This is a genomic window from Micromonospora avicenniae (genome assembly GCF_900156065.1).
GTDB lineage: Bacteria > Actinomycetota > Actinomycetes > Mycobacteriales > Micromonosporaceae > Micromonospora > Micromonospora avicenniae.
The window spans coordinates 262,072-285,901 of sequence record NZ_FTNF01000004.1 but is presented as its reverse complement, the minus strand read 5'-3'; the positions used below and the strand labels follow the sequence as shown (position 1 = coordinate 285,901).

Here is a 23,830-nt window from a genome sequence, read left to right as displayed (position 1 = left end):
GGCCTCGATACAATTCTCTCCGTGGGGGCGAGCAGATATCATTCGCCGCGGCGCGCGGACGCCGCGGCGGCGACCCGGGCCTCGATTCTGGCCGCGGGACGGGAGCTCTTCCTGCGCAAGGGATACGCGGGAACCACGGTGTCGGAGATCGCCGAGGCGGCCCGGGTGGCGGTGCCCACCGTGTACTCCAGCGCCGGCGGGAAGGCCGACATCCTGGCGGCCTTGATCGAGCCGATCACCCGCGATCCCGCCGTCGCCGAGACGTCGGCCGCCGTCCTGCGCAGCGAGGACGCCGCCGAGATCGTGGCGCTGCTGGGAGGAGGCGTACGGCGGACCCTCGAGCGCCACTGGGACGTCATCGTCGAGCTGTTCCCGCAGAGCCAGTCGGAGCCGGCCGCGGCCGAGGTGCACGAGCGGATCCTGCGCGCGTACCAGGAGGCCGTCGGTGTGGCGGCCGGCCGGCTCGCCGAACTCGGCGCCCTGCGCCCCGGCCTGAGCCGTGACGACGCGCTGGACGTGCTCTGGTTCTACCTGGGGCAGGCGGCCTGGCCCGCGCTCGTGCGGGATCGTGGCTGGTCGCTGGAGCGGGCGGCGCGGTGGCTCACCGCTCAAGCCGCCGCCGCGCTGCTGCCGTCGGCTGACCCGGCGCGGTGGGAGCCGGACGCGGCGACGTGACCAGGCCGGAGCGAGTGCCCGGGACGCCCGGTCGGCCCGGAACTCGCGGCCGAACTCGCCGGTCGCCAAACCAGGGTCTGCGGGTCCGGCGATCCGAAATTGCGCGGAATGCGCTGGGCAGTTCGTTCGCGCTCGAGCACGTCCGCACCGCACCGCATCAACCGACGTCCAGTTCAGAGCGGTTTCCGCCGCGCCGGGATGACCGGTTGAGCGCGCATTTCCCGCGCGGCACCTAGCGGATCGGCGCCCGGCTCATCACCGACCCGGCGCCGGAGTCCAATCAGAAACTCGGTGTTGCGGGCCGCGTCACCGTGCGGGGGTCGCGCCTCGCGCTCGTGCGCTTCGGAGTGCCTCGGCCGGCCCGAGTGGCTTTCGTCGTCGGCGGCCCGCTCCTGCTCACCCTCCTGTTCGGAGTGCCCGCCGCGACCGCCGGGTGGGCGCGGCACGGGATGGACGCATAGTCAGCTACCGATCGGTAATGGGGTTTCCGGCACCTCGATGATCAAGGAGTACATCGACGGCAGCGAAACTCCTTGCGCGGGCATCCATGAGACGAGGGTTGACATTCAGCCCCGTTCTGCGTTGGATCAAATAAGCCGTTAGAGGAGCTGTAGGAGAGTCCTTCCCCTGGCCAGGGAGGGCGCCGAAGGAGCAACCTCCCCGGAAACTCACAGGCCCAAGTACTGCAGCTCCGAGGCGCCACTGGAGAGTAGCGGCGCGTGCCGCTCACCGAAGGGGGAAGCCGGCGCACGCCGGTGACGCTCTCAGGTACACAGACAGTGGGGACGGTGGACGCCCGCCGCGTCCGATGGTCAGCCGGCACATCGTCATGCCACCCGACCCGCCGACCCCAGCCAACTCTCCAATGCGATCCCGCATGTTCGGATCGCTGATTCCCCCTGCCTGGGCATGTCGATGACCATCAACGGCGTCCGGTCGACCAGCTCTCAATCGAGGAGAGTCGCACATGTGCGAAACCGATCATCTCGACTCGTCCGGGTACAGCCGCCGGGACCTGCTGGGCCTGCTCGGCATGGCTGGCGCCGGACTGGCGGTCGCCCCCGTGCTGACGTCGGACCCGGCACTGGCCGCCGCGTCCGACCTCGCACTGGACCCGAAGACGATGCCGTCCGATCTCGTCAACTATGAGGCGCCGACGAACCTGGCCGTCGACTCGCAGGCCAAGGATGCGGCCGTCTCCTGGATCGACCGCCAAGCGGACCGCATCGCCGGCCTGAACGATCGGATCTGGGAGTACGCGGAGCCCTCACTGGCGGAGTGGAACTCGTCGTGGGCCGAGGCGCAGTTCCTGGCCGCCAACGGGTTCACCATCGAGTGGGGTGCGGGCGGCATGCCCACCGCCTTCGTCGCCACGTTCAGCCACGGCACCGGCAAGCCGGTGATCGGGTTCAGCGGCGAATACGACGCGCTGCCCGGACTGTCGCAGGAGAAGGGCAACCCGAAGCACAACCCGCTGGTCTACCACCATGATCCGTACGCACCGACGTACGGCTTCGGGCACGGCTGTGGACACTGCGCGCTGGGTGCCGCGGCCGCGGGTGCCGCGGCGGCGACGGCGGCGGCGATGAAGGCCCGCGACCTCGACGGCACCATCAAGTTCTTCGGCTCCACGGCGGAGGAGCAGCTGGTCGGTAAGTCGGTCGCGGTGAAGGCGGGGGTCTACCGGGGGCTCGACGCCTTCGTCGACTGGCATCCGGCCAGCGGCAACAGCACCAGCTGGAGTTCGGGCAACGCGATGTACAGCGTCGCCTTCCACTTCCTCGGCACGGACGGTCACGGCGGCTCCCCACTGGAGACTCGGTCCACCCAGGACGCGGTCACGGCCATGGCGATGCTGACCGAGTTCCTCCGGGAGAGCGACCTGGCGCACACCGCTCGCATGCACCACGCGATCCGGCAGGCAGGGCAGGCGCCGAACGTCTTCCCGACGCTGTCGAGCATCTGGTACTACGCACGGGAGGGCAGCCCGGCCCGCTCCAAGATCTTGATGGACAAGATCATCAGGTGCGCCGAGGCGGCCGCCCTGGCCACCGGCACCCGGATGGAGCACCGCATCATGGGTGGGGTGTGGAACAAGCTCGGCAACAAGCGCGGCGCCGAGCTGATGTACGCCAACATGACGCAGATCGGTGCGCCGACGTTCTCCGAGGCCGACCAGCGCTTCGGTAAGGCGCTGCAGAGGTCGAACGGTTCGGCGGAGACCGGATTCTCGAGCACGATCAGTGAGCTCCGACCTCCGGCGCCGGTCTTCATGGGCGGCGGCTCGACAGATGTCGCCGACATCAGCTGGCAGGTGCCCACCATCTCCATGGGCACCGCGCACCAGCCCGGAGGCACGAAGAACCACTCGTGGCACCACACCGCCACCGCCGCCGCGAACTCGGGGCACGTCGCGATGATGGCCGCCGCCAAGTACCTTGCGGCGACCACCGTCGATCTCCTGACCCAGCCGACCATCCTCGCCGAGATGAAGGAGGAGTTCGACAGGCGCACTTCCAAGATCAAATGGAAGAGCATGCTGCCGGACGACTACCAGTTGCCGCTGTACGAGCCGCCGAAGTGGTTCCTGGAGCGGACCGGGCAGTCCTGGCCGCCGCGCGGCGTCAAGTGGCCACCCAGGCGGATCGTCTCGACCGAGACCGCTCCGGATCTCGGGCCGGACCTTCCGCCGTCCAACCTGCCCCCGCTCGAGTAGGGCCGGCAGCGCGCCGCTCGGCGCGAGGCCGAGACCTACGGCGACAGACGCGCGTAGCGTTGGGCCACAGGCTCCGGTGTGGTGTCGCGGCCTGCCGGCACCACACCGGTCCTGGCTCGGCGTCGGACGCCGCGAAATGATCACAGCGTGGCTCCGGCCGTCAATTGTCGGCGTCCTCGTGTGGCCAGCGGACCGGAGCGGGGATCGTCGGCGGTGACAGCCGGGAAGCAGCGTTTCGACTCGTACGCCCCCGCCCCCGGATAGGCTGACCATGCCGTGACGCGGCACGCGGATCCGGCTTGCTCAGAGGGCAGGGGCCACCCGGGTGGGGCGGAGGTGCCCCCGCCAGGCCGGGCCCGGGCAACGCGGAGGTGCCGGCGGCCATCGTGCGCCGACTCCGCCAGCGGCGGTGGAAGGAGGTCGTCGTGAGCTCGACTTCGGCGCGGTACCCCGTTGCGGAGGGCCCTGGCTCCGTCTCGCATGCCCCGCAACTGCCAGCCGGGTTCACTGACACGTTCACCAGCCGGTTCGTGGAGGCGGGTGGGATTCGACAGCACGCGGTCGTCGGTGGTGAGGGTCCGCCGTTGCTGTTGGTGCACGGCTGGCCGGAGAACTGGTACGCGTGGCGCATGGTGATGCCGGCGTTGGCCCGGGACTTCACGGTCGTCGCGGTCGATCAGCGTGGTATCGGGTTGACCGACAAGCCGACGGGCGGCTACGACAGCGCCACTCTCGGGAACGACCTGGTGGCGTTGATGGACGCGCTCGGCTACCAGCGGTTCGCAGTGGTGGGCCATGACACCGGATACATCATCGGGTACGCGTTGGCCGCGGATCATCCGGACCGGGTCGACCGTCTGGCCGTCGCGGAGATCCCCGGGCCGCCCGACGTAGCGTCCGCGCCGCCGCTGTTCGTTCCCGAGCCGGTCAACAACCGGCTGTGGCACATCCCGTTCAACCGGGTCAACCACGAGCTGACCGAACAGTTGGTGCGGGGGCGGGAGGAGATCTTCTACGGCTACGAGTTCGCCATCCAAGGCGGGGAGCCCCTGCCAGACCAGGTGCTGCGGTACTACTTCGATCTCTACTCCGACCCGGAGGTCCTGCGTGGGAGCTTCGGGCTCTACCGTGCCTGGGACGCGGCCCTCGCCCAGAACGAGCAGCGCAAGAGCCGGCCACTCCCCATGCCGGTGCTCGGTATCGGCGGCGAGAAGAACTGGGGTGACCTCCCCGGGCAGGCGATGATGCCGCTCGCCGACAACGTGCAGACCGTGGTCATCCCCGGCGCCGGGCACTGGCTGGCCGAACAGGCTCCCGAGGAGCTGCTCGCGGCGCTGACGACCTTCCTGGCCCCGTACCGGGCTGGGCAGGCCGGCGGTTGAGGATCCCGTCGTGACCATGCGGATCCCCGCGCTCGACGTCCAGCGTTGGGTGAACTCGCCGCCGCTGACTCCCGACGAGTTGCGCGGCCGGGTGGTCCTGATCGACATCTGGGAGTACACCTGCATCAACTGGATCCGCACCGCTCCCTACGTCAAGGCCTGGCACCGGGAGTACGCCGACCGGGGGCTGACCGTCGTCGGCCTGCACGCGCCGGAGTTCGAATTCGGCAAGCACGCCGGGAACATCGACCGGGGCATCCGGGAGCACCAGCTCACCTATCCGATCGCGCTCGACAACGACTTTCGGGTCTGGGACGGCCTCGACAACATCGCGTGGCCGGCACGGTACCTCTTCGACGCTGACGGGAAGTGCGCCGCCCGGTGGATCGGCGAGGGTGATTACGACCGCACCGAGGCGGTGCTCCGGCAGCTTCTCGTGGACGCCGAGCCCGACATCGAACTGCCGTCGGTGACGCCCGAAGCGGCGACGTTCGCGGTGACCACGCAGCCCTCGTACGCCGACGTGACGCAGGAGACGTACCTCGGCGTGGACCGGCGGCTGCCGGGGGCCTTCGACCTGACCGGGGACTGGCGGGACGGTGGCGACTACGTCGAAGTCGCGGGCGGCGCCGGCGAGATCGCCCTGCCCTTCAACGCTGGCGAGGTGAACCTCGTGGTCGAGCCGGGGTCCGCCGGCCCGGCCACACTGCGGGTGCTGCTGGACGGGCAGCCGATCGGTGACCGGCGCGGCGCCGATGTCGACATCGACGGGACAGCCCGGGTCGACCGGCCGCGCATGGTCCGGCTCGTCGCCGGCGCGTCACGCGACGATCACCTGCTGACGGTCATCGCCGACCAACCCGGGTGCCGCGCGTACGCCTTCACCTTCGGCCCCTGACGAAGGACCTGCCGAGCACGGAGCCGAAGCAGCCGCCGCGCAGTGCGCCTGGATACGAGTTCGGAGTGCACCGCGTCTGCGGGCGGGAGCGGTGTGGCGGGATCAGGGCCCGAGGTCGACGACTCCTCTACCACTGGAGATGTCGAGCGGCACCGAAACCTGGTCGTGCACGATCAACCACGTGCCCTCGATCTTCTGGAGGCAGTACGTGACCCTGACCCACATGCCGCTCGTCGCCGTACCGTCCTTCAGCGTGCCGCCGAGACGAGCGAAGGCGTGCCCGAACGCCACGTCATCGCCCACGGTGAGCGTCAGGTCGCGAACCTCATAAGTCACACGCTCGAAGAACGTGAACACGGGGGACCAGTTCTTGAGCTTCGCCTCGATCCCCACATGCTGGAGCGGCTGCTCAATGTCGAAGGACACGATGTCCGTTGCGTAGAGCCGCTTCAGGCTCTCGAGATCCTTGCCTTGGAGTCCTTCGACGATCTTGCCGATGTGCTGACGGATCTTGGCTTCGTCCACCTCGCGTTGCACGGTCATCGCTGCCTCAGCCTGCCTCCCTACTGTGGAACCTGCGCTTCTCACGGATTCGACGCTATGGCTAAGGCGTTATCTTGTCCAAGATCAGTATTGCTATGGCGTTATGCGGCTGGAGGCATGATGGAGCTGAACCCGCTCAAGCAGTTTCTGGTGGTGGCGCGGCTGGAGCACCTCAGCCGGGCCGCCGACGAGCTGCACATCGCCCAGCCGTCGCTGAGCCGGACCATCGCTCGACTCGAGAGCGAACTGGGCGTACCGCTGTTCGATCGGGGCGGCCGGCTCCGGCTGAACGACAGCGGCCGGCTCTTCCGCGATCACGTCGAACGGGCTCTGGGTGAGCTCGAGGCGGGACGGCGCGCCGTCGCCGAGGCCACCAGCGAGGGTCTGGGCAGCGTGAGACTGGCATCGGAAACCTTCCTCACCCTCACCGGGCCGCTGGCGGCCTACAAGCGGGCACATCCTGGCGTTGAGATCGGGCTCCACTGGTCGCCGCCCGAGGACATGGCTCGCCGCCTGCGCGCCCAGGAGGTCGATCTGTGCGTCGCCTCGCAGCCGATCCATGCTGAGGGCCTGGAGTCTGTACAGCTCTTCGAGGAGGCGGTGGGGGTGGGTACCCCACTGGACCATCCACTGTCGGGCCGCACGTCTGTGACCATCGACGAGCTCGCCGACGAGCCTTTCGTCACCGCCCGTGAGGGACACTGGCTGCGCCGGCTGCTCGACCGACTCTTCGCCGCACGAGACCTCAGCCCCAAGATCGTCTGCGAAAGCGACGAACACAGCGCCATCGCCGACCTGATCAGCGCGGGACTGGGCATCGGCCTCGCCCCCGCCTTCGCCCGCCGCAGCGTCACGCGTGCCCCCGTCGCCTGGATCCCCGTCGACAGCCCCGACTGCCGTCGCACGGTCACCCTCTACTGGGGCGCCGACAACCACCTGTCAACCGCCGCCCGGTTGATGCGCAGCACGATCACGAGCTGGGACTGGAACACAGGGAACCCACCGGCGAACGCTGACGACTAACGCGTGTTTCACCAGTTGGTGGGCGTGTACGAGGTCACGGCGTAACGGTGATCGACGACTAGGGGACCCGGCCGACGGCTGCCAGACCGGCACTACGCCTGGGATCGTCGGTGAAGTACTGGGGGTCGTCGGGGGAGGGCCGCCACAGCGGCAGCCACACCAGGCCCGGTTCGACGAGATCGAGGCCGGTGAAGAACCGCTCGAACCGCGACCGCGAGCGCAGGCCTAGCGGGGTCTCGGTCCGCTGCCGGTAGATGTCGTGGGCGACGTCGAGTTCGTCCTGATCGTGCCGCACGTCGTCGGTGGTCGCGTGCGACGCGACGAGGTGGCTTCCCGGCGCGAGCGCCGCGCGCAGCTCGTCCACCGCGCGGTACGCGACGTCGTCGTCGGGCACGAAGTGCAGCACCGCCGCCAACAGCAGGCCGACCGGCTGATCGAAATCGAGCAGCTCGGTGACCTGCGGATGCGTGAGGATGGCCGCCGGCTCGCGGAGGTCGCCCCTGATGGCGGTGGCCAGCTCGTTGTCCTTGAGAAGGTCCAAGCTCTCCGCCACCGCCACCGGGTCGATGTCCACATAGACCACCCGGGCGTCGGGCGCGACCTGCTGGACGATCTCGTGGACGTTGCCCACGGTGGGGATACCGGAGCCGATGTCGAGGAACTGCCGAACGCCGGACTCGGCGAGGTAGCGCACGGCCCGCCCCAGGAACGCCCGGTTGGTCCTGGCGAGCTGTGGCCCCAACGGAAGCACCCGCATCATCGCCTCGGCGGCTTCGCGGTCCGCCGGGAAGTTGTGCGTGCCGCCGAGGTAGTAGTCGTAGATCCTGGCCGCGGTCGCTGACCTCGTCCCGCCGTCGCTCGCACCAACCATGCCGGCCCCTTCCGTAGGTAGCGCACGGTTCCTCGGGCTTCGCCTCCGCGATCTGCCGCCGGGTCCTGCGCGACCTGTCGCGCCGACCGCGTCCACATCGGAGGCACCGCGACCCTACCTGTCAGCCGGGCCAGAGCGCAGCCCCGGATGCCGCCGCACGGCCGGGCCGGGCGACCCGTACCCCGGGTTTCCGGGGTACGCACGATGCTCTCGCCGGGCCGCCCGGCCCACCGCGGTGCCGGTCGGGGTCAGTTGGCCAGCACACCACCCTCGACGGTCAGCTCCTGACCGTTGATGCCGCCGTTGCGCAGGAGGAAGTCGGTCGCGTCGACGATCTCCGCCATCGTCACCAGCCGCCCGATCGGGGTCCGGGCGAGGTGCGGGTGGTTCTGCACGTGGCGCCACTTCGGGCTGTCGCCGACGATCCCGGGGTGCACGGCGTTGACCCGGTGTGGGGCGATCTCGACGGCCAGCGTCTTGACCAGGCCGCTGAGGCCGGCGTTGTGGGTGGTGACCATGGTGGACCCGGGGTACGGACGGTCCTTGGCGACCCCGCCGAAGAGCACCACCGAGGCGCCGGGGCGGAACCGGTCGCGCAGGACCCGTACCGTCTCGGCGTAGCCGACCAGCTTGATGGTCAGTGCGGTGACGGCCGCGTCCAGGTCGAACCCGCCCAGGGTGTTCGGCGTCTGGCTCGTGGCGGTGATGACCAGGTTGTCGACCTCCGTGACGTCGCCGAACGCGGCGGCGATGCTGCCCGGCTGGGAGAGGTCGACACCCAGCCCTCGGGTGTTGCCGCCGATCTCCGCGGCCACGGCCTCGGCCCGTGCCTTGTCCCGGCTGGTGATGACGACGGTGTCTCCGCGGTCCGCGAAGTGCTGCGCGATGACCCGGCCCAGTCCGTTGCTTCCGCCGACAATGATGGACGTGCTCATTTAGCCCTTTTCCTCCCACCGGTCATACCTTGATCGGCAATTACAGACAGTAGCGCGGGCGGGGGTCGGCGCCGCTGGACGGCGGTGTGCTGACGGCCATGGGTGGCTGGCGTCACAGCTGGGTGACGCGCGCCGAGCCCCCCCGCCCGTTCCCGCGCGGAGATCAGCTGGTCTGCCTCGGTTGCCCCACGATGCGACCGTCCGCTGAAACGGGCTCGCCCGTGGCGCCGGAGCCGGTGCCACGGGCGGGGCCCGGCGGGGGGACAGCTCAGTCGAGGACCGACTCGCCACCCGGATAGGCGAACGACGCGCGCGGTGAGTAGAAGCCCCAGACGACCTCCAGCGGCTCGGCCGGACGCAGCGCGTACACCGGGTGGTCGGGCTCGAGGAACTCCAGTGACTCGACCTCGAAGGGGTCGACGGGCTCCGCCACGAACGGGTAGTTGCCGCTCACGAACCGTCCGTCCAGCCGGGTGAGGTAGCGCAGCTGTCCCTGGTTCACGGCGTCGCCGGTGCGGCCGACACGTGCCGTCGTCCTGATCACGGGTACGCCGTCCGCCTCGGTGGTGGCGACCAGCCGCCTGCCCCGTACCTCGATGGTGGTGGTCCCCGCGGTTGCCGGCACCCCGCGGGCGGTGGCGTACGCGCGGACGACCGGACTCGAGTTGAAGTAGTGCGTCCACCATCGGCCGGGAGTGATCCCGTCGGGGGCGTCGAGTCCGGACAGGTCCGGTCCGATGTAGGTCAGCGAGTAGGCGCCGAAGCCGGAGGTCTGGCCCGCATCGTCGACGACGTACTGGTTCATGAAGACCTGACGGTTCGGGGCCGGCTTGAGCCCGTCCGGCACGAGGGCGGCCACGGCCTCCGGGTCGGCCGGCGTCCACCCGAAGTAGAGCATCCTGCTGTTCACGACGAGCTGCGGAGCGACGAGTTCGGTCACGAGGAACCCCTTCCACCCGGCATCGGTCTGTAGTCGCGACGCTACGGAGCGGCCTGCCCCGCGGACAACGACGGATTACCGACATGCGGCCGGTGCGTCGGCGGCCGGGCCGCTCCGCCCGGTCCCCCTCGATTTCCGCCCATTGTGGAATCATGGCGGCCCAAGTGCGCGATCTTCGCGCTGAACTCCTTGGAGGACTGAGTGCGCAAAACGGTGCGACGACTGGCCATCTCGATTCTCTCCGTGACCGTCGCGGCGGTGACGCTGGCCTCACCGGCGCAGGCCGCGACGAACCCCTTCACCGCTGCGCAGGCGTGCAACAACGACTTCGGTGGTTCGTGGGCCTACGCCGGTGACGGCCACCGGTCGATCAGCGCTTCGGACGGCACCAAGGTGGGCGACGTCTACCTGATGTACAACAGCGCCACCGGGTACAACTGCGTCGCCACGCTCAAGTCGGTGGCCGTCGGCTCGAAGACCGGGGTGTCCGCCGGGGTGCGGGTGGAGGGCGGTTCCTGGGTCTACGACTCCGGGAACTACCAGTACTACGCCGCGATCCAACGCTCCGCCCGGGACAAGTGCGTCATGTACAGCGGTGAGGTCCTCTACTTCACCAGCTGGCAGAGCGCCGGCCGGTTCAGCTGGGGCAACTGTGGCTGAGCGGCCGTCGGCCCGGATCCGCTGATCCGCCGTCACCCGACGGGAGGAACGAGCTCGGGGGCGCCCCAGGCGTCGGGCACGGGCAGACCCGCCTCCCGTCGGGCCATGACGGCGGCGCCGACCTGTGCGGCCTGCGCGCCGAAGGCGGAGCGCAGCACCGGGGGCGGGTTCCGCCAGGCGAGAGCCGCGCGCAGGGCGTCGCGTACCGGGTCGAAGAAGAGCGCCCCCGCGTCTGCCAGCCCACCCCCGAGGACGATGCGGGCCGGGTCGAGGGTCAGGGTGAGGGTGGCCAGGGCGGTTCCCAGCGCCTGGGTCGCGTCGTCCCAGACCGCGCGGGCCACCGGATCGGTGGCCACCGCGTCGGCGATGGCCCGGCTGTCCGAGCCCGGCGTTCCGCCGAGCCGGGCGTAGCGGCGGGCCAGCCCGCCGGCGGAGGCGTACACCTCCAGGCACCCCCGCTGCCCGCAACTGCACGGCTCCCCGCCCGGGTAGACCGGCATGTGTCCGACCTCGCCGGCCGAGGCCGTCGCGCCCGACACCGGCATGCCGTGTACCACCACGGCGGCGGCGATGCCGGTGCCCAGCGGTAGCAGGAGGAAGTTGTCGAGCCCGCGAGCCGCTCCGGCCACCGCCTCGGCGACGCCGGCCGCGCGCGCGTCGTGCCCGACCGCGACCGGCAGCCCGAGGTCGTTGCCGATGAGGGCGCGCAACGGCACGTCGCGGAACCGGAGGTTGGCGGCGTACCGCACCACCCCGTCGACCTCGTCGACGATGCCGGGCGTGACCACGCCGATCGCCGCGGGTGTGACGCCGAGGGCCAGCGCGTCGTCGCGCAACCGGAGGCACAGGGATCGGACGGCTTTGACCGGGTCGTCGTCCGCCTGTGACGGCACGACCAGCGAATGCCGGAACCGGCCGTCTTCGTCGACCACCGCTCCCTTGATGGTCGTCCCGCCGACGTCGACGGCCAGGACGCACCGGTCTTCGGGCTGAGTCACGCGATCACCCGGTCACCACGGCGAGGTCCGCGGTGAAGTCGCGGTCCAGGGGGAACATCGGTCGCACCACGTTCCGGTACGGCAGCCGCACGAGGTCCTGGTCGACGCCGCCCGGTGTCAGCGCCAGCAGCCAGTCCCCGGCCGCGTCGAACAGTTCGGGCTCGAGATAGCCGATCTTCACCACGACCAGGTCCACCGTGTCGACCGCGACGCCCAACCGGGTGTACGAGCTGAGCAGCCGGTACTGCATCCGGCGGGACGTGACGAAGACGCTGAGGCCGCCGACCCGAACGCTGACGCACCGTCCGCCGTCGGGATCGTCGGCCACCGCCTCCAGGATCCCGTCGAGCGGGAGCGGCCCCGGGTCGCGGGAGTCGATCCGTCCGCCGACCGTCACCCGGACCGGAGAGCCGAGCGGCTGGTCGGCGATCTGTGCCACCGCCTGGGGGTCGACCAGCGAGGCGAACACGGCCCGGCGCGAGCCGTCGCGGATCTCGGGGCGGGCCAGCATCCGTTCGAGGGCGAAGGTGACGTCGTCCGCGCCTCCGGCGCCGGGGTTGTCGCCCGAGTCGCTGATGAAGAACGGTCGCCGGGCCGGGTCGGCGACCGCGGTCAGGGCGGTGTCGAGGCACTCGTCCATCGTGCCGGTGGGGGCGACGAAGGCGAACTCCTCACGGGCCGCCCAGAAGTGACCACCGAGCTCACGGGCCGCGTCGGCGGCGGCGGTGGCGTCGGTGCCGGTGACCACGACGGCGCCCTGGCAGCGCGGCTGGTCGGCCCAGGCGAACCCGATCCATATCGCCGCGTCCACGATGCCGTCGCGGTCCTCGATCTCGGGGATCCTCGCGTACAGGCCCCGGGCGGGCTCCTCGCGGGTGCTGGTCATCTCGCCGGGCAGCAGGATCGGCACGTGGACCAGCGCCTTGTGCGGGCGCTGCTGCCGGCGCAGCGCCTCGACCAGGTTGCGGGCGGCGCGTTCACGGGTCTCCCACACGTCGACGTGCGGGGCGGTGCGGTAACAGGTGAGCAGGTCGCAGGCGTCGAAGAGCACCTGAGAGACGTTGCCGTGCAGATCCATCGCCGCCGAGATGAACGGCTCCGGCCCGATGGTCGAGCGGATGGCGGTGACCAGATCGCCCTCCGCGTCGTCGAGTCCGACGACGCTCATCGCACCGTGGAAATCGAGCAGCATGCCGTCCAGCGGGCCGGCCGCGGCCAGCTTTTCCACCAGCTCCGTGGCCCAGGCCTGGTACGTCGGCGCGTCCACCGCCCCGCCCGGCAGGGCACGGGCGTGGACGAGCGGGATCCACTCGACGTCGACGGCCCAGGGCTGGGCGGCGGAGAGCCAGTCGTATCGCGCCAGCAGCGCATCGCCGCGGGTGACCTCGAAGTCGTCGGCGGTGCTCAGGTGGGGCGAGAAGGTGCTGGACTCGATGTGGATGCCGCCGATGGCGACGCGGAGGGGACGTGGCACGGGTGGTGGCTCCTCAGGAAGGTCGTACGTCGGCCGTCGTGCGCAGCAGGTGCCCGAGGCCGACCAGGGCCGCATCCGGGCCCGCGACGCTGGCTTCGATGGTCAGGGACTGGGTCATGGACGGTAGGCAGCGCTCGTAGAGCATTCCGCGGGTCGCGGCCACGTAGACGTCGAGGCTGGACAGGGCGCCGCCGATGACGACGCTGTCGGGGTTGAGGAAGTTGACCAGGCCGGAGAGCGCCACCCCGAGCAGCCCGCCGGCGTGGCGCACCATGGTCACCACGGTGGGGTCGGCGTCGCCGACGGCCGTCACGATCTCACGGACAGTGGTTGCCGACGAACCCTGCTCGGCCAACTCGCGGGCCAGGGCGGCGCCGCTGGCGACGGTTTCCAGGCAGCCCCTGCTGCCGCAGGAGCAGTGCCGCTCGCCGCTGTCCGCAACGCGTACGTGGGTGACGTCGCCGCTGAGGCCACGGCCACCGCGGTAGATCTGCCCGCCACTGACCAGGCAGGCCCCGATGCCGGTGCCCGCCTTGACGTAGATCATGTCGGCCGACTCCCGGCCGCGGGTGACGTACTCGCCGATGGCCGCCGCCTTGGCGTCGTTGTCGACCAGGACCGGCACCTGGAAGCGCGCGGTGAGGTCGGCCCTCGCGTCGAGGCCGCTCCAGCCGGGCATCCGGGCCGGGCCGATCAGCCGCCCGTGGGGGAACTCGACCGGGCCCGGTAGGGCGACGCCGAGCCCGAGCATCGGCTGGCCGGGAGCGGCCGCCGTCTGCAGCCGCGCGAGGGTCGCCGCGACGACGTCGAAGACCTCCGTGGGACCGGCGGCGATGTCGATCGCCACCTCCTCGGTCGCGCGCAGCCCGCCGCCGGGGGCGCACAACCCCACCCGGGCGTGCCTGCCGCCCAGTTCCGCGACGGCGAAGAACCCGTCGGTCTCCCGCAGTCGCAGGATCCGGGGACGGCGTCCGCCGGTTGACCGTCCCACGCCCTCCTCCAGGATCACGCCCTCCTCGAGCAGCCGACGCACCACGGTGGTGACGGTCGAGGGAGCGACCTGCAGCGCCTCGACGAGGTCCGCGCGCGAGCTGGCGGCGCCGCTGGCCAGCAGATCGAGGGTCTGATCACGCAAGGTGGCGGAGATCGATGGTTCCAAGATGTCTCTCCTCGTTCGGGCGGTACTCCGGCGCCGCAGCCTCAGTGTGTCGCAGTGCCAAAGCAAGGTCGCGCTCCGGAGTCCGCGCGGAGAGCATCTTTCGATGCCTCGCCGACTTCGATCATACCGTGGCCAAAGTTCGCGAATAAAGAGGGAATTTTTCGTTGACTCAGCACTTCGGCCTGGATAGATTCTCCGCGTTGATCGTCGAGCAGCGGCACAAGGCGGCTGTACCTGTGGCAACGCCGCCAGCGCCCGGAGACGCGGGGCACGTGCACATCAATCGAGGAGACTCATGAGGAGCAGATTTCCCGGGCGCGCCCTCCGTGGCGCGGTGGCGCTAGCGGGTGCGCTCGCCCTCGGGGCGGGGCTGGTCGCCTGTGGCGGCAGCTCGTCGAAGGACGGCGGTAGCCAGGGCAAGGACACCGCGACCGTCGCCTTCCGCACGCCCAACTGGATCCTGCCGATCTCGGCGCCAGGCTTCACCCAGGGCGAGAACGCCATCTTCGGCCAGGCGCTGTACCGGTCGCTGTACCAGTACAAGTTGGACGGCACGGCGCAGTACAACATCGACCCGAAGCGGTCGATGGCTGAGCCGCCGGTGGTCAGCGACGGCGGCAAGACGCTGACCATCACGCTCAAGGACAACACCTGGTCCGACGGCGAGCCCGTCACCACCAAGGACATCCAGTTCTGGTACGACCTGGTCAGCGCGAACAAGGACAAGTGGGCGTCCTACCGGGCCGGCGGCTTCCCCGACAACATCGCGCAGTGGTCGATCAAGGACGACAAGACCTTCTCGATCACCACCAAGCAGGCCTACAACACCGCGTGGTTCGTCGACAACCAGCTCAACCGGATCACGCCCCTGCCCCAGCACGCCTGGGACAAGGACTCCGCCACCGCGGCCGTGAGCGACCTGGCCAGCAAGCCGGAGGGCGCCAAGAAGGTCTTCGACTACCTCACCGCGGCGTCGAAGGACCTGAAGACGTACGACTCCAACGAGCTGTGGAAGGTCAACAGCGGCCCGTGGCAGCTCGCGAAGTACGTGCCGAACGGTGAGGTCACCCTCGCCGCCCAGCCGAAGTACTCGGGCGAGGACAAGCCGAAGCTGGCCAAGATCGTGCTGCGGCCGTTCACCAGCGACGACGCCGAGTTCAACGTGCTGCGCGCCGGGGACGTCGACTACGGGTACATCCCGGCGGCCAACGTCTCCCAGGAGAGCTACCTCAAGTCCAAGGGCTACACGATCTCGCCCTGGTACGGCTGGTCCGTCACCTACCTGCAGCTGAACTTCAACAACCCGAAGACCGGGGCGCTGTTCAAGCAGCCGTACCTGCGGCAGGCCATGCAGATGCTCATCGACCAGCCGACGATCAGCAAGGTGATCTGGTCCGGCACGGCGGCGCCCACCTGTGGCCCGGTGCCGGCCAAGCCGGGCACCAACGGCACCGACGCCGCCGGCTGCGTGTACTCGTTCGACCCGGCCAAGGCCAAGGAGCTGCTGGAGAGCCACGGCTGGAAGGTGACCCCGGACGGGCAGACCACCTGCCAGACCCCGGGCACCGGGGCCAACCAGTGCGGCGAGGGCATCGCCGCCGGCACCGCGCTGAACCTCACCGTGACCAGCCAGACCGGTTTCGCGGCCACGACCAAGATGTTCGCCGAGATCAAGTCGCAGATGTCCAAGCTCGGCATCCAGCTGAACATCAAGGAGGTCCCCGACTCGGTCGCCGTCACCCCGGCCTGCAAGCCGACCGAGGCGACCTGCTCGTGGGACATGTCCTTCTTCGGCTCGCAGGGCAGCTGGTACTACCCGGCCTTCGCCAGCGGCGAGCGGCTCTTCGCCACCGGCGCGCCGGTGAACCTGGGCAGCTACAGCAGCGCGGAAGCCGACCGGCTCATCGAGGCCACGCAGTTCTCCGGTGACGAGAGCGCGCTCAAGGCGTACAACGACTTCCTCGCCAAGGACCTGCCGGTGCTCTGGATGCCGAACCCGGTCTACCAGAACTCGGCGTACCGGTCCGGCCTGCAGGGCGTCGAGCCGCAGGACCCGATGAATCTCATGTACTTCCAGGACTGGTCCTGGAAGTGACCGATCACTGATCGTCCCGGCCCCGGCGGCGCGTACCGCGCCGCCGGGGCCCCGACCGGGGAGGAGGAACCGACCAGGTGGTCCGGTACCTCATCACGCGCCTGGGCCAGGCCCTCGTCGTCGTCGTGCTCGTCACGGTGATCGCGTTCCTCATCCTGCACCTGCTGCCCGGAGGCGCGGCGCGAGCCACCCTCGGCAAAGAGGCGACGCTGGAGCAGTTGGCGGCGTTCAACCACGAGATGGGCTACGACCGGCCCTGGATCCAGCAGTACCTCATGTACGTGCAGCGGCTGCTGCACGGCGACCTCGGCTACTCGTACCAGCTGAACCAGTCGGTCGTCGAGGCGATCACCCAGCGGCTGCCGAAGACCATGGTGCTGTCGCTGCTGTCGACCCTGCTCGCCATCGTGCTGGCGATCCCGCTCGGGGTCATCCAGGCCGTACGCCGCAACCGCTGGCCCGACTACGCCATCACGTCGCTGTCGCTGCTGGCGTACGCCACGCCCATCTTCTTCATGGGCCTCATGATGATCATCCTCTTCTCGCAGGTGTGGCCGGTCCTGCCACCCGAGGCGCCGCAGGGCTTCACGGTGGGGGAGGTGCTCGCCGACCCGGCCGGGCTGGTGCTGCCCACGGTCACCCTCGCCATCGTCACCATCGCGGTCTACTCGCGGTACGTCCGCTCCACGATGGTCGACAACCTCAACGAGAACTACGTCCGCACCGCCCGCAGCAAGGGCCTCTCCGAGCGGCGGGTGGTGCTGCGGCACACCCTGCGCAACGGGTTGTTCCCGGTCATCACCCTGCTCGGCATGTACCTGCCCGCGCTGTTCAGCGGGGCACTCGTCGTCGAGTCCCTGTTCAACTTCCCCGGCATGGGGCAGCTGTTCTGGCAGGCGGCGCTGAAGCGTGACTTCCCGATCCTGCTCGGGGTCACCGTCATCATCTCGATCGCGACGGTCGTCGGCGCGCTCGTCGCCGACCTGCTCTACGCCGCCGTCGATCCCCGGGTCCGACTCCGCGGGAGGGCGTCATGACCACACTCTCCGAGGCGGCCCACCCCGGCACCGCCCCCGAACCGGCCGACGCGTCCGAGGCCCCGGTACGCGGCCTCTGGCGGCAGGGGCTGGTCGTCTTCTGCGAGAACCGGCTCGCCCTGGTGGGCCTGGGCCTGTTCATCCTGCTGGCCGGGCTCTGTTTCCTCGGCCCGGTCTTCTACCACACCGACCAGGTGCACACGGACCTCAGCGCCGTGCACCTGGCCCCCGGTGAGCAGGGGCATCCGCTCGGTACCGACGGGGTCGGCTACGACCAGTTGGGCCGGCTGATGCTCGGCGGCCAGACCTCGATCATCGTCGGGCTGGCGGCCGGGATCCTCGCCACCGCGGTGGGCACGATCTGGGGAGCCGTGGCCGGGTTCGTCGGCGGATGGGCCGACGCGGCGATGATGCGGGTGGTCGACGCGATGATGTCGATCCCGTCGCTGTTCCTGTTCATGCTGCTCGCCGCCATCGTCACACCGAGCGTGCCGATGCTCATCGTCATCATCGGCGCCTTCGCCTGGCTGGGGCCGGCCCGGCTGGTCCGGGGTGAGGCACTGACCCTGCGCTCCCGCGAGTACGTCCAGGCGATGCGGGGCATGGGGGGCACGGGCGGCCGGGCGGTACGCCGGCACATCGTGCCCAACGCCATCGGAACGGTGATCGTCAACGCGACCTTCCAGGTGGCCGATGCGATCCTCTACGTCGCGTACCTGTCCTTCCTCGGCCTCGGCGTACCCCCGCCGGCGGCGAACTGGGGCGGGATGCTCTCCGACGGGCTCGCGGACACCTACAGCGGCCACTGGTGGCTGCTGTACCCGCCAGGAATCGCCATCATCCTCATCGTCCTCGCCTTCAACTTCATCGGCGACGGGCTCAGGGACGCCTTCGAGGTCCGCCTCCGGCGACGCTAGCAGGAGCACGAAATGAGCGAATCGACCGAACCGATCGTCCGGAACTCCTCGGCGGACCGGGACAGGGCGGGGGTACAGCCCCTGCTGGAACTGCGTGACCTCGACACGGACATCGCGCTGCGTCGCGGCACGGTGCACGCCCTCGACGGGGTCAGCTTCGAGGTCATGCCGGGGGAGACTCTCGGCGTCGTGGGCGAGTCGGGCAGTGGCAAGACGATGACCGCACTGTCGATCATGGGCTTGCTGCCTCAGGGTGGCCAGGTGACCGGGGGACAGATCCTGTTCGAGGGTCGGGACCTGCGGTCGTTGGCAGCCGACGAGGTACGCCGGATCCGCGGGGTGCGGATGGGCATGGTCTTCCAGGACCCGCTCACGTCACTCAACCCGACCATGCGGATCGGGGTCCAGGTCGCCGAACCGCTCCGGGTGCACGAGAAGGTCGGCAAGGCGGAGGCCCGGGAGCGGGCCATCGAGATCCTGCGCCGGGTGGGAATGCCACGCCCGGACCGGATCGTCGACAACTACCCGCACGAGCTGTCCGGCGGGATGCGGCAGCGCGTGGCCATCGCGATGGCCCTGGTCTGCTCGCCGCGCCTGCTCATCGCCGACGAGCCGACGACCGCGCTCGACGTCACCACGCAGCGGCAGATCCTCGAACTCATCGACGACCTGCGCGAAGAGTTCGGGATGGCGGTCATCCTGGTCACCCACGACCTGGGCGTGATCGCCGGCCGCGCCGACCGGGTCGCCGTGATGTACGCCGGACGGGTGGTGGAGACCGCGGCGACCGGAGAGCTGTTCCGGTCGCCCCGGCACCGCTACACCGAGGCGCTGATGGAGGCGCTGCCCGAGTCGGCCATCCGGGAGGCCGGTGAACACGCGCGGCTCTACAGCATCCCCGGGCTGCCGCCGGACCTGTCCCGACCGCTGACCGGCTGCCGGTTCGCGCCTCGCTGCCGGCACGTCACCGACGAGTGCCGGACCACCGAGGTCACCCTCTCACCCGGTACGCACCAGCACGCCTGCCTGCACCCGGTGCCGGCGGCCTCCGCCGGTCCGGTCACCCTGCCCGCCCCGGCACGGATCGAGGCCGAGCCGGCACCGGAACCGGCGGCCCCGCCGACCGGACCGGACGGGCCGGCGGCGACGCCGGTCCTGTCGGTGCGCTCGCTCGTCAAGGACTACGCCGCGCACGGTCGTGGGTTGCTGCGCCGGGACGCCGGGCAGGTGAGCGCCGTCGCGGACGTCTCGTTCGAGGTCGCTCCGGGGGAGACCTTCGGGTTGGTCGGCGAGTCCGGCTGCGGGAAGTCCACCGTCGGGCGGCTGGCCGTCGGGCTGGAACGGCCCACCGCCGGGCAGATCGTGTTGGACGGCACCGACATCGCCGGCCTGACCGGGCGGGAGCGCCGCCGGATGCACCGGCGGGTGCAGCTGATGTTCCAGGACAGCTACGCCGCGATGAACCCCCGGATGCGCGTCGACGCCATCCTCGCCGAACCGCTCGAGATTCAGAAGGTGGGCGACGGGGCGGCGCGGCGGGCGCGGATAGCGAGCCTGCTCGACCAGGTGGGGCTGTCCCGGCGGGTGCTGGAGCGTTATCCGCACGAGTTCTCCGGCGGCCAGTTGCAGCGCATCGGGCTGGCCCGGTCGCTGGCCCTGCAGCCTCGGCTGATCGTCGGCGACGAACCGGTCAGCGCGCTGGACGTCTCGATCCAGGCGCAGGTCCTCAACCTCATGAAGGACCTGCAGCGCGAGCTCGGCCTGGCGTACGTGTTCATCAGCCACGACCTGTCGGTGGTCGACTACATGGCCGACCGGATCGGCGTCATGTACCTCGGCAAACTCGTCGAGATCGGACCTGCCCGCGAGGTGGTCCGGGCCGCCCGGCATCCGTACACGCAGGCGCTCATCGACGCCGTCCCGTCCATCACCCCGAACCCGGCGGCGGCTCGGGACGGCATCACCATCCGCGGTGAGCTGCCCAGTGCGATGAACCCGCCCACCGGCTGCCGGTTCCGGACCCGCTGCCCGCTGGCCCAGGAGATCTGCGAGACGGAGCCGCCCCTGGCTGGCGACCGGCACCAGGTGGCCTGCCACTTCCCGTTGCGTCCGGAGTCGAGCGCGGCGTCCGCGGAAGCGGGGGCCGCAGCGTGACCACTGTCGAGATCTGCGTCAGTGACGTGCCGACCGCCCTGGTGGCCGAGGCGGCCGGGGCCGACCGGCTGGAGCTCTGCGCCGACCTCGGCCAGGGCGGCACCACCCCCAGCCTCGGGACGGTCGCGGTCGCCCTGCGGACGTTGCGCAGGGTGGGGGTACGGGTGATGGTCCGTCCCCGCGGCGGTGACTTCCGGGTGAGTGAGGTCGAGGAGCAGGTCATGCTCGCCGACATCGAGGCCATCCGGGGGCTGCCCAATCCACACGGCCTCGCAGTCGGCGTGGTGGTCGGTGCCCTCTCCGCCGACGGCGGTCTCGACCTGGCCGTGCTACGCCGGCTCATCGAGGCGGCCGGCCCGCTGCCGGTGACCGTGCACAAGGCCTTCGACGAGGTCGACGACCAGCTGCGGGCCATCGACCAGATCATCGACCTCGGGGCGGACGCGGTGCTCACCTCGGGCGCGGCGCCCACCGCGCTGGCCGGAGCCGCGCGCATCACCGCCCTCCGGCAGCGGGCCGGCGACCGGTTGCGGGTGATCGCCGGCGGCGGCATCCGGTCGCACAACGTCCGGCAGGTGCTCGCGGAGACCGGGGCGCGGGAGGTGCACCTGCGGGCACCGGTGCAGCTCGACGGGCGCGAGGCCACCGACGGCGACGAGGTACGCCGGGTCGTCGCCGCGACGCGCTGACGGTGCGGGCGGGCGGGGCGGTGCTCAGCGCACATCGATCGTGTATTCGGCCGTGTGCACCGTCCCGTCGACCTGGAAGTCGAAGAACGCCCGGTAGCGGCCGGGGCTCGGCGGGGTCAGCCAGAACTTGACCTTCCCGTCGACCAGTTCCGGCTCCGGGTGGACGTGTACGTAGCCCAGGTCGCCCTCGCGGACGACGACCAGGTGCCCGTAGGCGCCCAGATAGCGCTCGATCCGGGCGGGTGTGCCGGAACGGTCGACGCGGAACGAGGTGGGGGACATCATTCCCACCGCCGGTGTCCCGTCCATCGACACGGTGTACGGCCCGGCGGTCGCCGCGGGGTGCGGCGGCGGCAGCGCGGTCGGGGAGTGTGCTCCCGGTACGAGGTGGTCGACGCCGAGCACGAGCGGTAGCCGGCTGCCGCCGGGGGTGGTCACGGAGAAGTCGGCGTAGATCAGGTAGCCGCCGGGCCGGGACAGCTTCAGCGGGACGCTCCAGGTGCCGTCGGAGGCCATCGTGGGATGCAGGTGCTGGTAACTGGCCAGGTCGCGACCGACCACGATCAGGTGCAACGTCTTCTCGTGCACGACCGCGAAGCCGGTGGCCGCCCGCCGGTCGGTCCCGATGATCCGGAAGCGGTAGTCCACTGTGACGCCCGCCGGCTGGGACCGCTCCACCGGTCGCAGGGTGTACCCGCCGGCGCTGACCGTGGTGCCGGCCGCCTGCGTCCGGCTCGCGCCGCCGTCGCCGGGGTGCGTGTGCGGTCCGGTGCCCGCCGCGTGCTGGTGTCCGTCCTCCGTCGACATCGCCTGCCCGGCGGCGACGGGCTCGCCGGGGCGGGTGGCGGGAACGTGCGCTCCGGTGGTGGCCCGCTGGTCGCCCACGCCGATCCGTCCCAGACCGAAGCCGGTCAGCAGGGCAACCACCAGCCCGCCGACGAGCAACGCGAGACGTGGGGCGCTCAGCTGGGGCCGGAGCGTCCGGGCGCCGTCATCCCGACGGGTCGTGGCACCCCTTGCTCGGGAACGGCTGCCGGCACCCCGGCGGCCGGCGGCCACGCCCGACGCGCGGCTCCGGCCCGAGGTGCCGCCGGCGGAGTGGCGGCGCCAGACCACGAGGCCGGCCACCGCCATGGCCGCCACCGCCAATCCGGTCCACACCACCCGACCGAGGTCACCCTCGTCGTCGGCGACCGTGGCGGGAGCGGCCGCGGGGGGCGACGACGCGGTCGGTGCGGCGGACGGGCTTCCCGACATCGTCGGACCCGGTCCGGGCGCCGAGTGCTGCTCGGTGGCCGCGAGTAGCGCCGGGTCGGGCTGGTCGGTCGGCGGCTGCCAGCCCTGGGGTGCCGGTGTCGTGGGCCCGGTGTAGCGGAAGGTGGTCGCGCCGCGCACCGTGTCGCCGTCCGAGGCCACCGTCAGGTAACTCACCGAGTACTGCCCGGATGCCGGCAGGTGCGCGATCCGCACCACGGCGGGGAACCCGGTCGCGTACTCGCGCGGCTCGAACTTGCCGTCGACCAGGAAGTACTCCCGTACCGGCTGGTCCAGCGGTTTCGGCTCGCCGTGGGTCCAGCCGCTGTCGACCCGAACACCCCCGGGCGCCGTGACGGTGAAGTACGCGTTGCCGGCGACCTTCTCGGTGAAGTACAGCTCCACGGCCGTGAGCGGCCGGCTCACCGCCGAGCCGTCCGCCGGAGCGGACGTCGCCAGGGTGCCGTGAGCCGCGGCGGGCGGGGCGGATGCGAGGACCGCGACCGCCGAGCTGAGGACGAGCGCGAGCAGGCCTGAGACGAGGCGTCCGGGAGCCGGGGGGAGAGGCATCATCGCATTCTCACGACGGTCGAGTTTCGATCAATACTTCGATAACCTTTTATACGGATGGCCAAAAGTTCTGCCTCGATCGACCCATCAGGTCGGAGAGCGGTACGAAACTTCCTACTCTGCCGCTCACGCGGATGGGATACGCTGCCAACCTGTTACTACAGTTCGTCGTACTGCGGCCGTGGCCCGGCGGCGTGACCGGAGGTGGAGATGGCGGACGACGAGGCGGAGATCACCGTATGGGCGCTGGCTGCCGCCCAGGGTGACCGCGCCGCGGCCGCCCGGTTCGTCCAGGCGACCCAGCCGCAGGTGCGGCGGTTCCTCGCGGCGCTTACCGCTCCCTCGGAGGCGGACGACCTTGCGCAGGAGACGTTCCTGCGGGCGGTGCGGTCGCTGCCGTCGTTCGCCGGGCGATCCTCCGCGCGGACGTGGCTGCTCGCGATCGCCCGCCGGGTGGCTGTCGATCATGTCCGGGCCGCCATGTCCCGCCCCCGGACGGTGCCCATGCCCGACGGGTACGACACGGCTGACGCCGCCAGGGGCGGCTTCGAGCGCCAGGTGGTGCTGGAACGACTCATCGCGGCGTTACCGGACGACCGGCGGGAGGCGTTCGTCGCCACCCAGGTGCTGGGTCTGTCGTACGCCGAGGCCGCCGAGGTCTGCGACTGCCCGGTCGGCACCATCCGTTCCCGGGTGGCCCGTGCTCGGGAGGATCTGCTCGTCGCCATGGACGTCCGGTCGAGCTCGACGGCCCGTCGCGGCGGTCAGGTCGGCTGACGCCGGCATCCCCGCTGACCTGCGCCGGAGCCAAATCCGCGGGAACCAACGCGGCCGCCGTTC

General features: G+C 70.6%; 20 protein-coding genes and 1 riboswitch. Of the genes, 12 read left to right on the top strand and 8 right to left on the bottom strand.

All coding sequences use genetic code 11. The features are described 5' to 3' along the window. Positions 1–21 precede the first annotated feature (21 nt). The 4 genes from BXA10_RS09050 to BXA10_RS09035 all read left to right on the top strand — a co-directional run bounded on the left by BXA10_RS09050 (position 22) and on the right by BXA10_RS09035 (position 5,671). Positions 22–675: a TetR/AcrR family transcriptional regulator gene (locus tag BXA10_RS09050; protein ID WP_076469689.1), complete on the top strand. Its 654-nt coding sequence runs from the start codon at positions 22–24 to the stop codon at positions 673–675. 692 nt (positions 676–1,367) lie between these two features. Beyond that, a riboswitch (glycine riboswitch) is annotated at positions 1,368–1,465 on the top strand. A 177-nt stretch (positions 1,466–1,642) separates the two neighbouring features. Continuing rightward, positions 1,643–3,391: an amidohydrolase gene (locus BXA10_RS09045; RefSeq protein WP_076469687.1), complete on the top strand. Its 1,749-nt coding sequence runs from the start codon at positions 1,643–1,645 to the stop codon at positions 3,389–3,391. A 425-nt stretch (positions 3,392–3,816) separates the two neighbouring features. Then, positions 3,817–4,773 carry an alpha/beta fold hydrolase gene (locus tag BXA10_RS09040; protein WP_076469958.1) on the top strand — a complete coding sequence of 319 codons (957 nt, stop codon included), beginning with the start codon at positions 3,817–3,819 and terminating at the stop codon, positions 4,771–4,773. Between the two features lie 16 nt (positions 4,774–4,789). After that, entirely contained in the window at positions 4,790–5,671 is an 882-nt protein-coding gene (locus BXA10_RS09035) for a thioredoxin family protein (protein WP_076469957.1), read from the top strand. A gap of 102 nt (positions 5,672–5,773) precedes the next feature. On the opposite strand, the gene BXA10_RS09030 is transcribed toward BXA10_RS09035, so the two are convergent. Further along, on the bottom strand, positions 5,774–6,214 hold the full coding sequence (locus tag BXA10_RS09030; protein ID WP_076469685.1) for a YybH family protein: 441 nt from the start codon (positions 6,212–6,214) through the stop codon (positions 5,774–5,776). A 57-nt stretch (positions 6,215–6,271) separates the two neighbouring features. Between BXA10_RS09030 and BXA10_RS09025 the strand changes: the two genes are divergently transcribed. Then, positions 6,272–7,237: a LysR substrate-binding domain-containing protein gene (locus BXA10_RS09025; RefSeq protein ID WP_217696743.1), complete on the top strand. Its 966-nt coding sequence runs from the start codon at positions 6,272–6,274 to the stop codon at positions 7,235–7,237. 58 nt (positions 7,238–7,295) lie between these two features. Here the strand turns inward: BXA10_RS09025 and BXA10_RS09020 are convergent, their stop codons facing one another. The 3 genes from BXA10_RS09020 to BXA10_RS09010 form a co-directional block, all read right to left on the bottom strand. Beyond that, positions 7,296–8,108, bottom strand: coding sequence for an SAM-dependent methyltransferase (locus BXA10_RS09020; RefSeq protein ID WP_076469681.1), 813 nt, complete (start codon positions 8,106–8,108; stop codon positions 7,296–7,298). 248 nt (positions 8,109–8,356) lie between these two features. Beyond that, positions 8,357–9,043 (bottom strand): SDR family NAD(P)-dependent oxidoreductase, encoded by a 687-nt coding sequence (locus BXA10_RS09015; protein WP_076469679.1) that lies wholly within the window; start codon positions 9,041–9,043, stop codon positions 8,357–8,359. Between the two features lie 268 nt (positions 9,044–9,311). Next, a complete protein-coding gene (locus BXA10_RS09010; protein ID WP_245828184.1) occupies positions 9,312–9,983 on the bottom strand; it encodes an acetoacetate decarboxylase family protein in 672 nt (223 codons plus the stop codon). A gap of 201 nt (positions 9,984–10,184) precedes the next feature. Between BXA10_RS09010 and BXA10_RS09005 the strand changes: the two genes are divergently transcribed. After that, positions 10,185–10,643: a hypothetical protein gene (locus BXA10_RS09005; protein WP_139337932.1), complete on the top strand. Its 459-nt coding sequence runs from the start codon at positions 10,185–10,187 to the stop codon at positions 10,641–10,643. A 32-nt stretch (positions 10,644–10,675) separates the two neighbouring features. On the opposite strand, the gene BXA10_RS09000 is transcribed toward BXA10_RS09005, so the two are convergent. The 3 genes from BXA10_RS09000 to BXA10_RS08990 are packed head-to-tail and all read right to left on the bottom strand — an operon-like array spanning position 10,676 to position 14,274. Continuing rightward, positions 10,676–11,641 (bottom strand): ROK family protein, encoded by a 966-nt coding sequence (locus BXA10_RS09000; protein WP_076469675.1) that lies wholly within the window; start codon positions 11,639–11,641, stop codon positions 10,676–10,678. 4 nt (positions 11,642–11,645) lie between these two features. After that, the gene (locus tag BXA10_RS08995) at positions 11,646–13,115 is read right to left on the bottom strand and encodes a M81 family metallopeptidase (protein ID WP_076469673.1); all 1,470 of its coding nucleotides are present in this window, start codon (positions 13,113–13,115) and stop codon (positions 11,646–11,648) included. A 13-nt stretch (positions 13,116–13,128) separates the two neighbouring features. Continuing rightward, positions 13,129–14,274 (bottom strand): ROK family transcriptional regulator, encoded by a 1,146-nt coding sequence (locus BXA10_RS08990; protein ID WP_076469671.1) that lies wholly within the window; start codon positions 14,272–14,274, stop codon positions 13,129–13,131. A gap of 295 nt (positions 14,275–14,569) precedes the next feature. Here BXA10_RS08990 and BXA10_RS08985 point away from each other — a divergent pair, with 295 nt between their 5' ends. The 5 genes from BXA10_RS08985 (at position 14,570) to BXA10_RS08965 (ending at position 21,166) form a co-directional block, all read left to right on the top strand. Continuing rightward, a complete protein-coding gene (locus BXA10_RS08985; protein WP_076469669.1) occupies positions 14,570–16,369 on the top strand; it encodes a peptide ABC transporter substrate-binding protein in 1,800 nt (599 codons plus the stop codon). A gap of 77 nt (positions 16,370–16,446) precedes the next feature. Continuing rightward, positions 16,447–17,406, top strand: a complete 960-nt coding sequence (locus BXA10_RS08980; protein ID WP_076469667.1) for an ABC transporter permease — start codon at positions 16,447–16,449, stop codon at positions 17,404–17,406. After that, a complete protein-coding gene (locus BXA10_RS08975) occupies positions 17,403–18,323 on the top strand; it encodes an ABC transporter permease (protein WP_076469665.1) in 921 nt (306 codons plus the stop codon). The genes BXA10_RS08980 and BXA10_RS08975 overlap by 4 nt, the downstream gene beginning before the upstream one ends. A 12-nt stretch (positions 18,324–18,335) precedes the next feature. Continuing rightward, positions 18,336–20,477 carry a dipeptide ABC transporter ATP-binding protein gene (locus tag BXA10_RS08970; protein ID WP_076469663.1) on the top strand — a complete coding sequence of 714 codons (2,142 nt, stop codon included), beginning with the start codon at positions 18,336–18,338 and terminating at the stop codon, positions 20,475–20,477. Then, positions 20,474–21,166 (top strand): copper homeostasis protein CutC, encoded by a 693-nt coding sequence (locus BXA10_RS08965; protein WP_076469661.1) that lies wholly within the window; start codon positions 20,474–20,476, stop codon positions 21,164–21,166. Before BXA10_RS08970 ends, BXA10_RS08965 begins: the two co-directional genes overlap by 4 nt. Positions 21,167–21,190: 24 nt before the next feature. On the opposite strand, the gene BXA10_RS08960 is transcribed toward BXA10_RS08965, so the two are convergent. Next, positions 21,191–22,990, bottom strand: a complete 1,800-nt coding sequence (locus tag BXA10_RS08960) for a copper resistance CopC family protein (RefSeq protein ID WP_245828183.1) — start codon at positions 22,988–22,990, stop codon at positions 21,191–21,193. Positions 22,991–23,200: 210 nt separating this feature from the next. Here BXA10_RS08960 and BXA10_RS08955 point away from each other — a divergent pair, with 210 nt between their 5' ends. Beyond that, positions 23,201–23,767 carry a sigma-70 family RNA polymerase sigma factor gene (locus tag BXA10_RS08955; protein ID WP_076469657.1) on the top strand — a complete coding sequence of 189 codons (567 nt, stop codon included), beginning with the start codon at positions 23,201–23,203 and terminating at the stop codon, positions 23,765–23,767. The last annotated feature ends 63 nt before the right edge of the window (positions 23,768–23,830 follow it).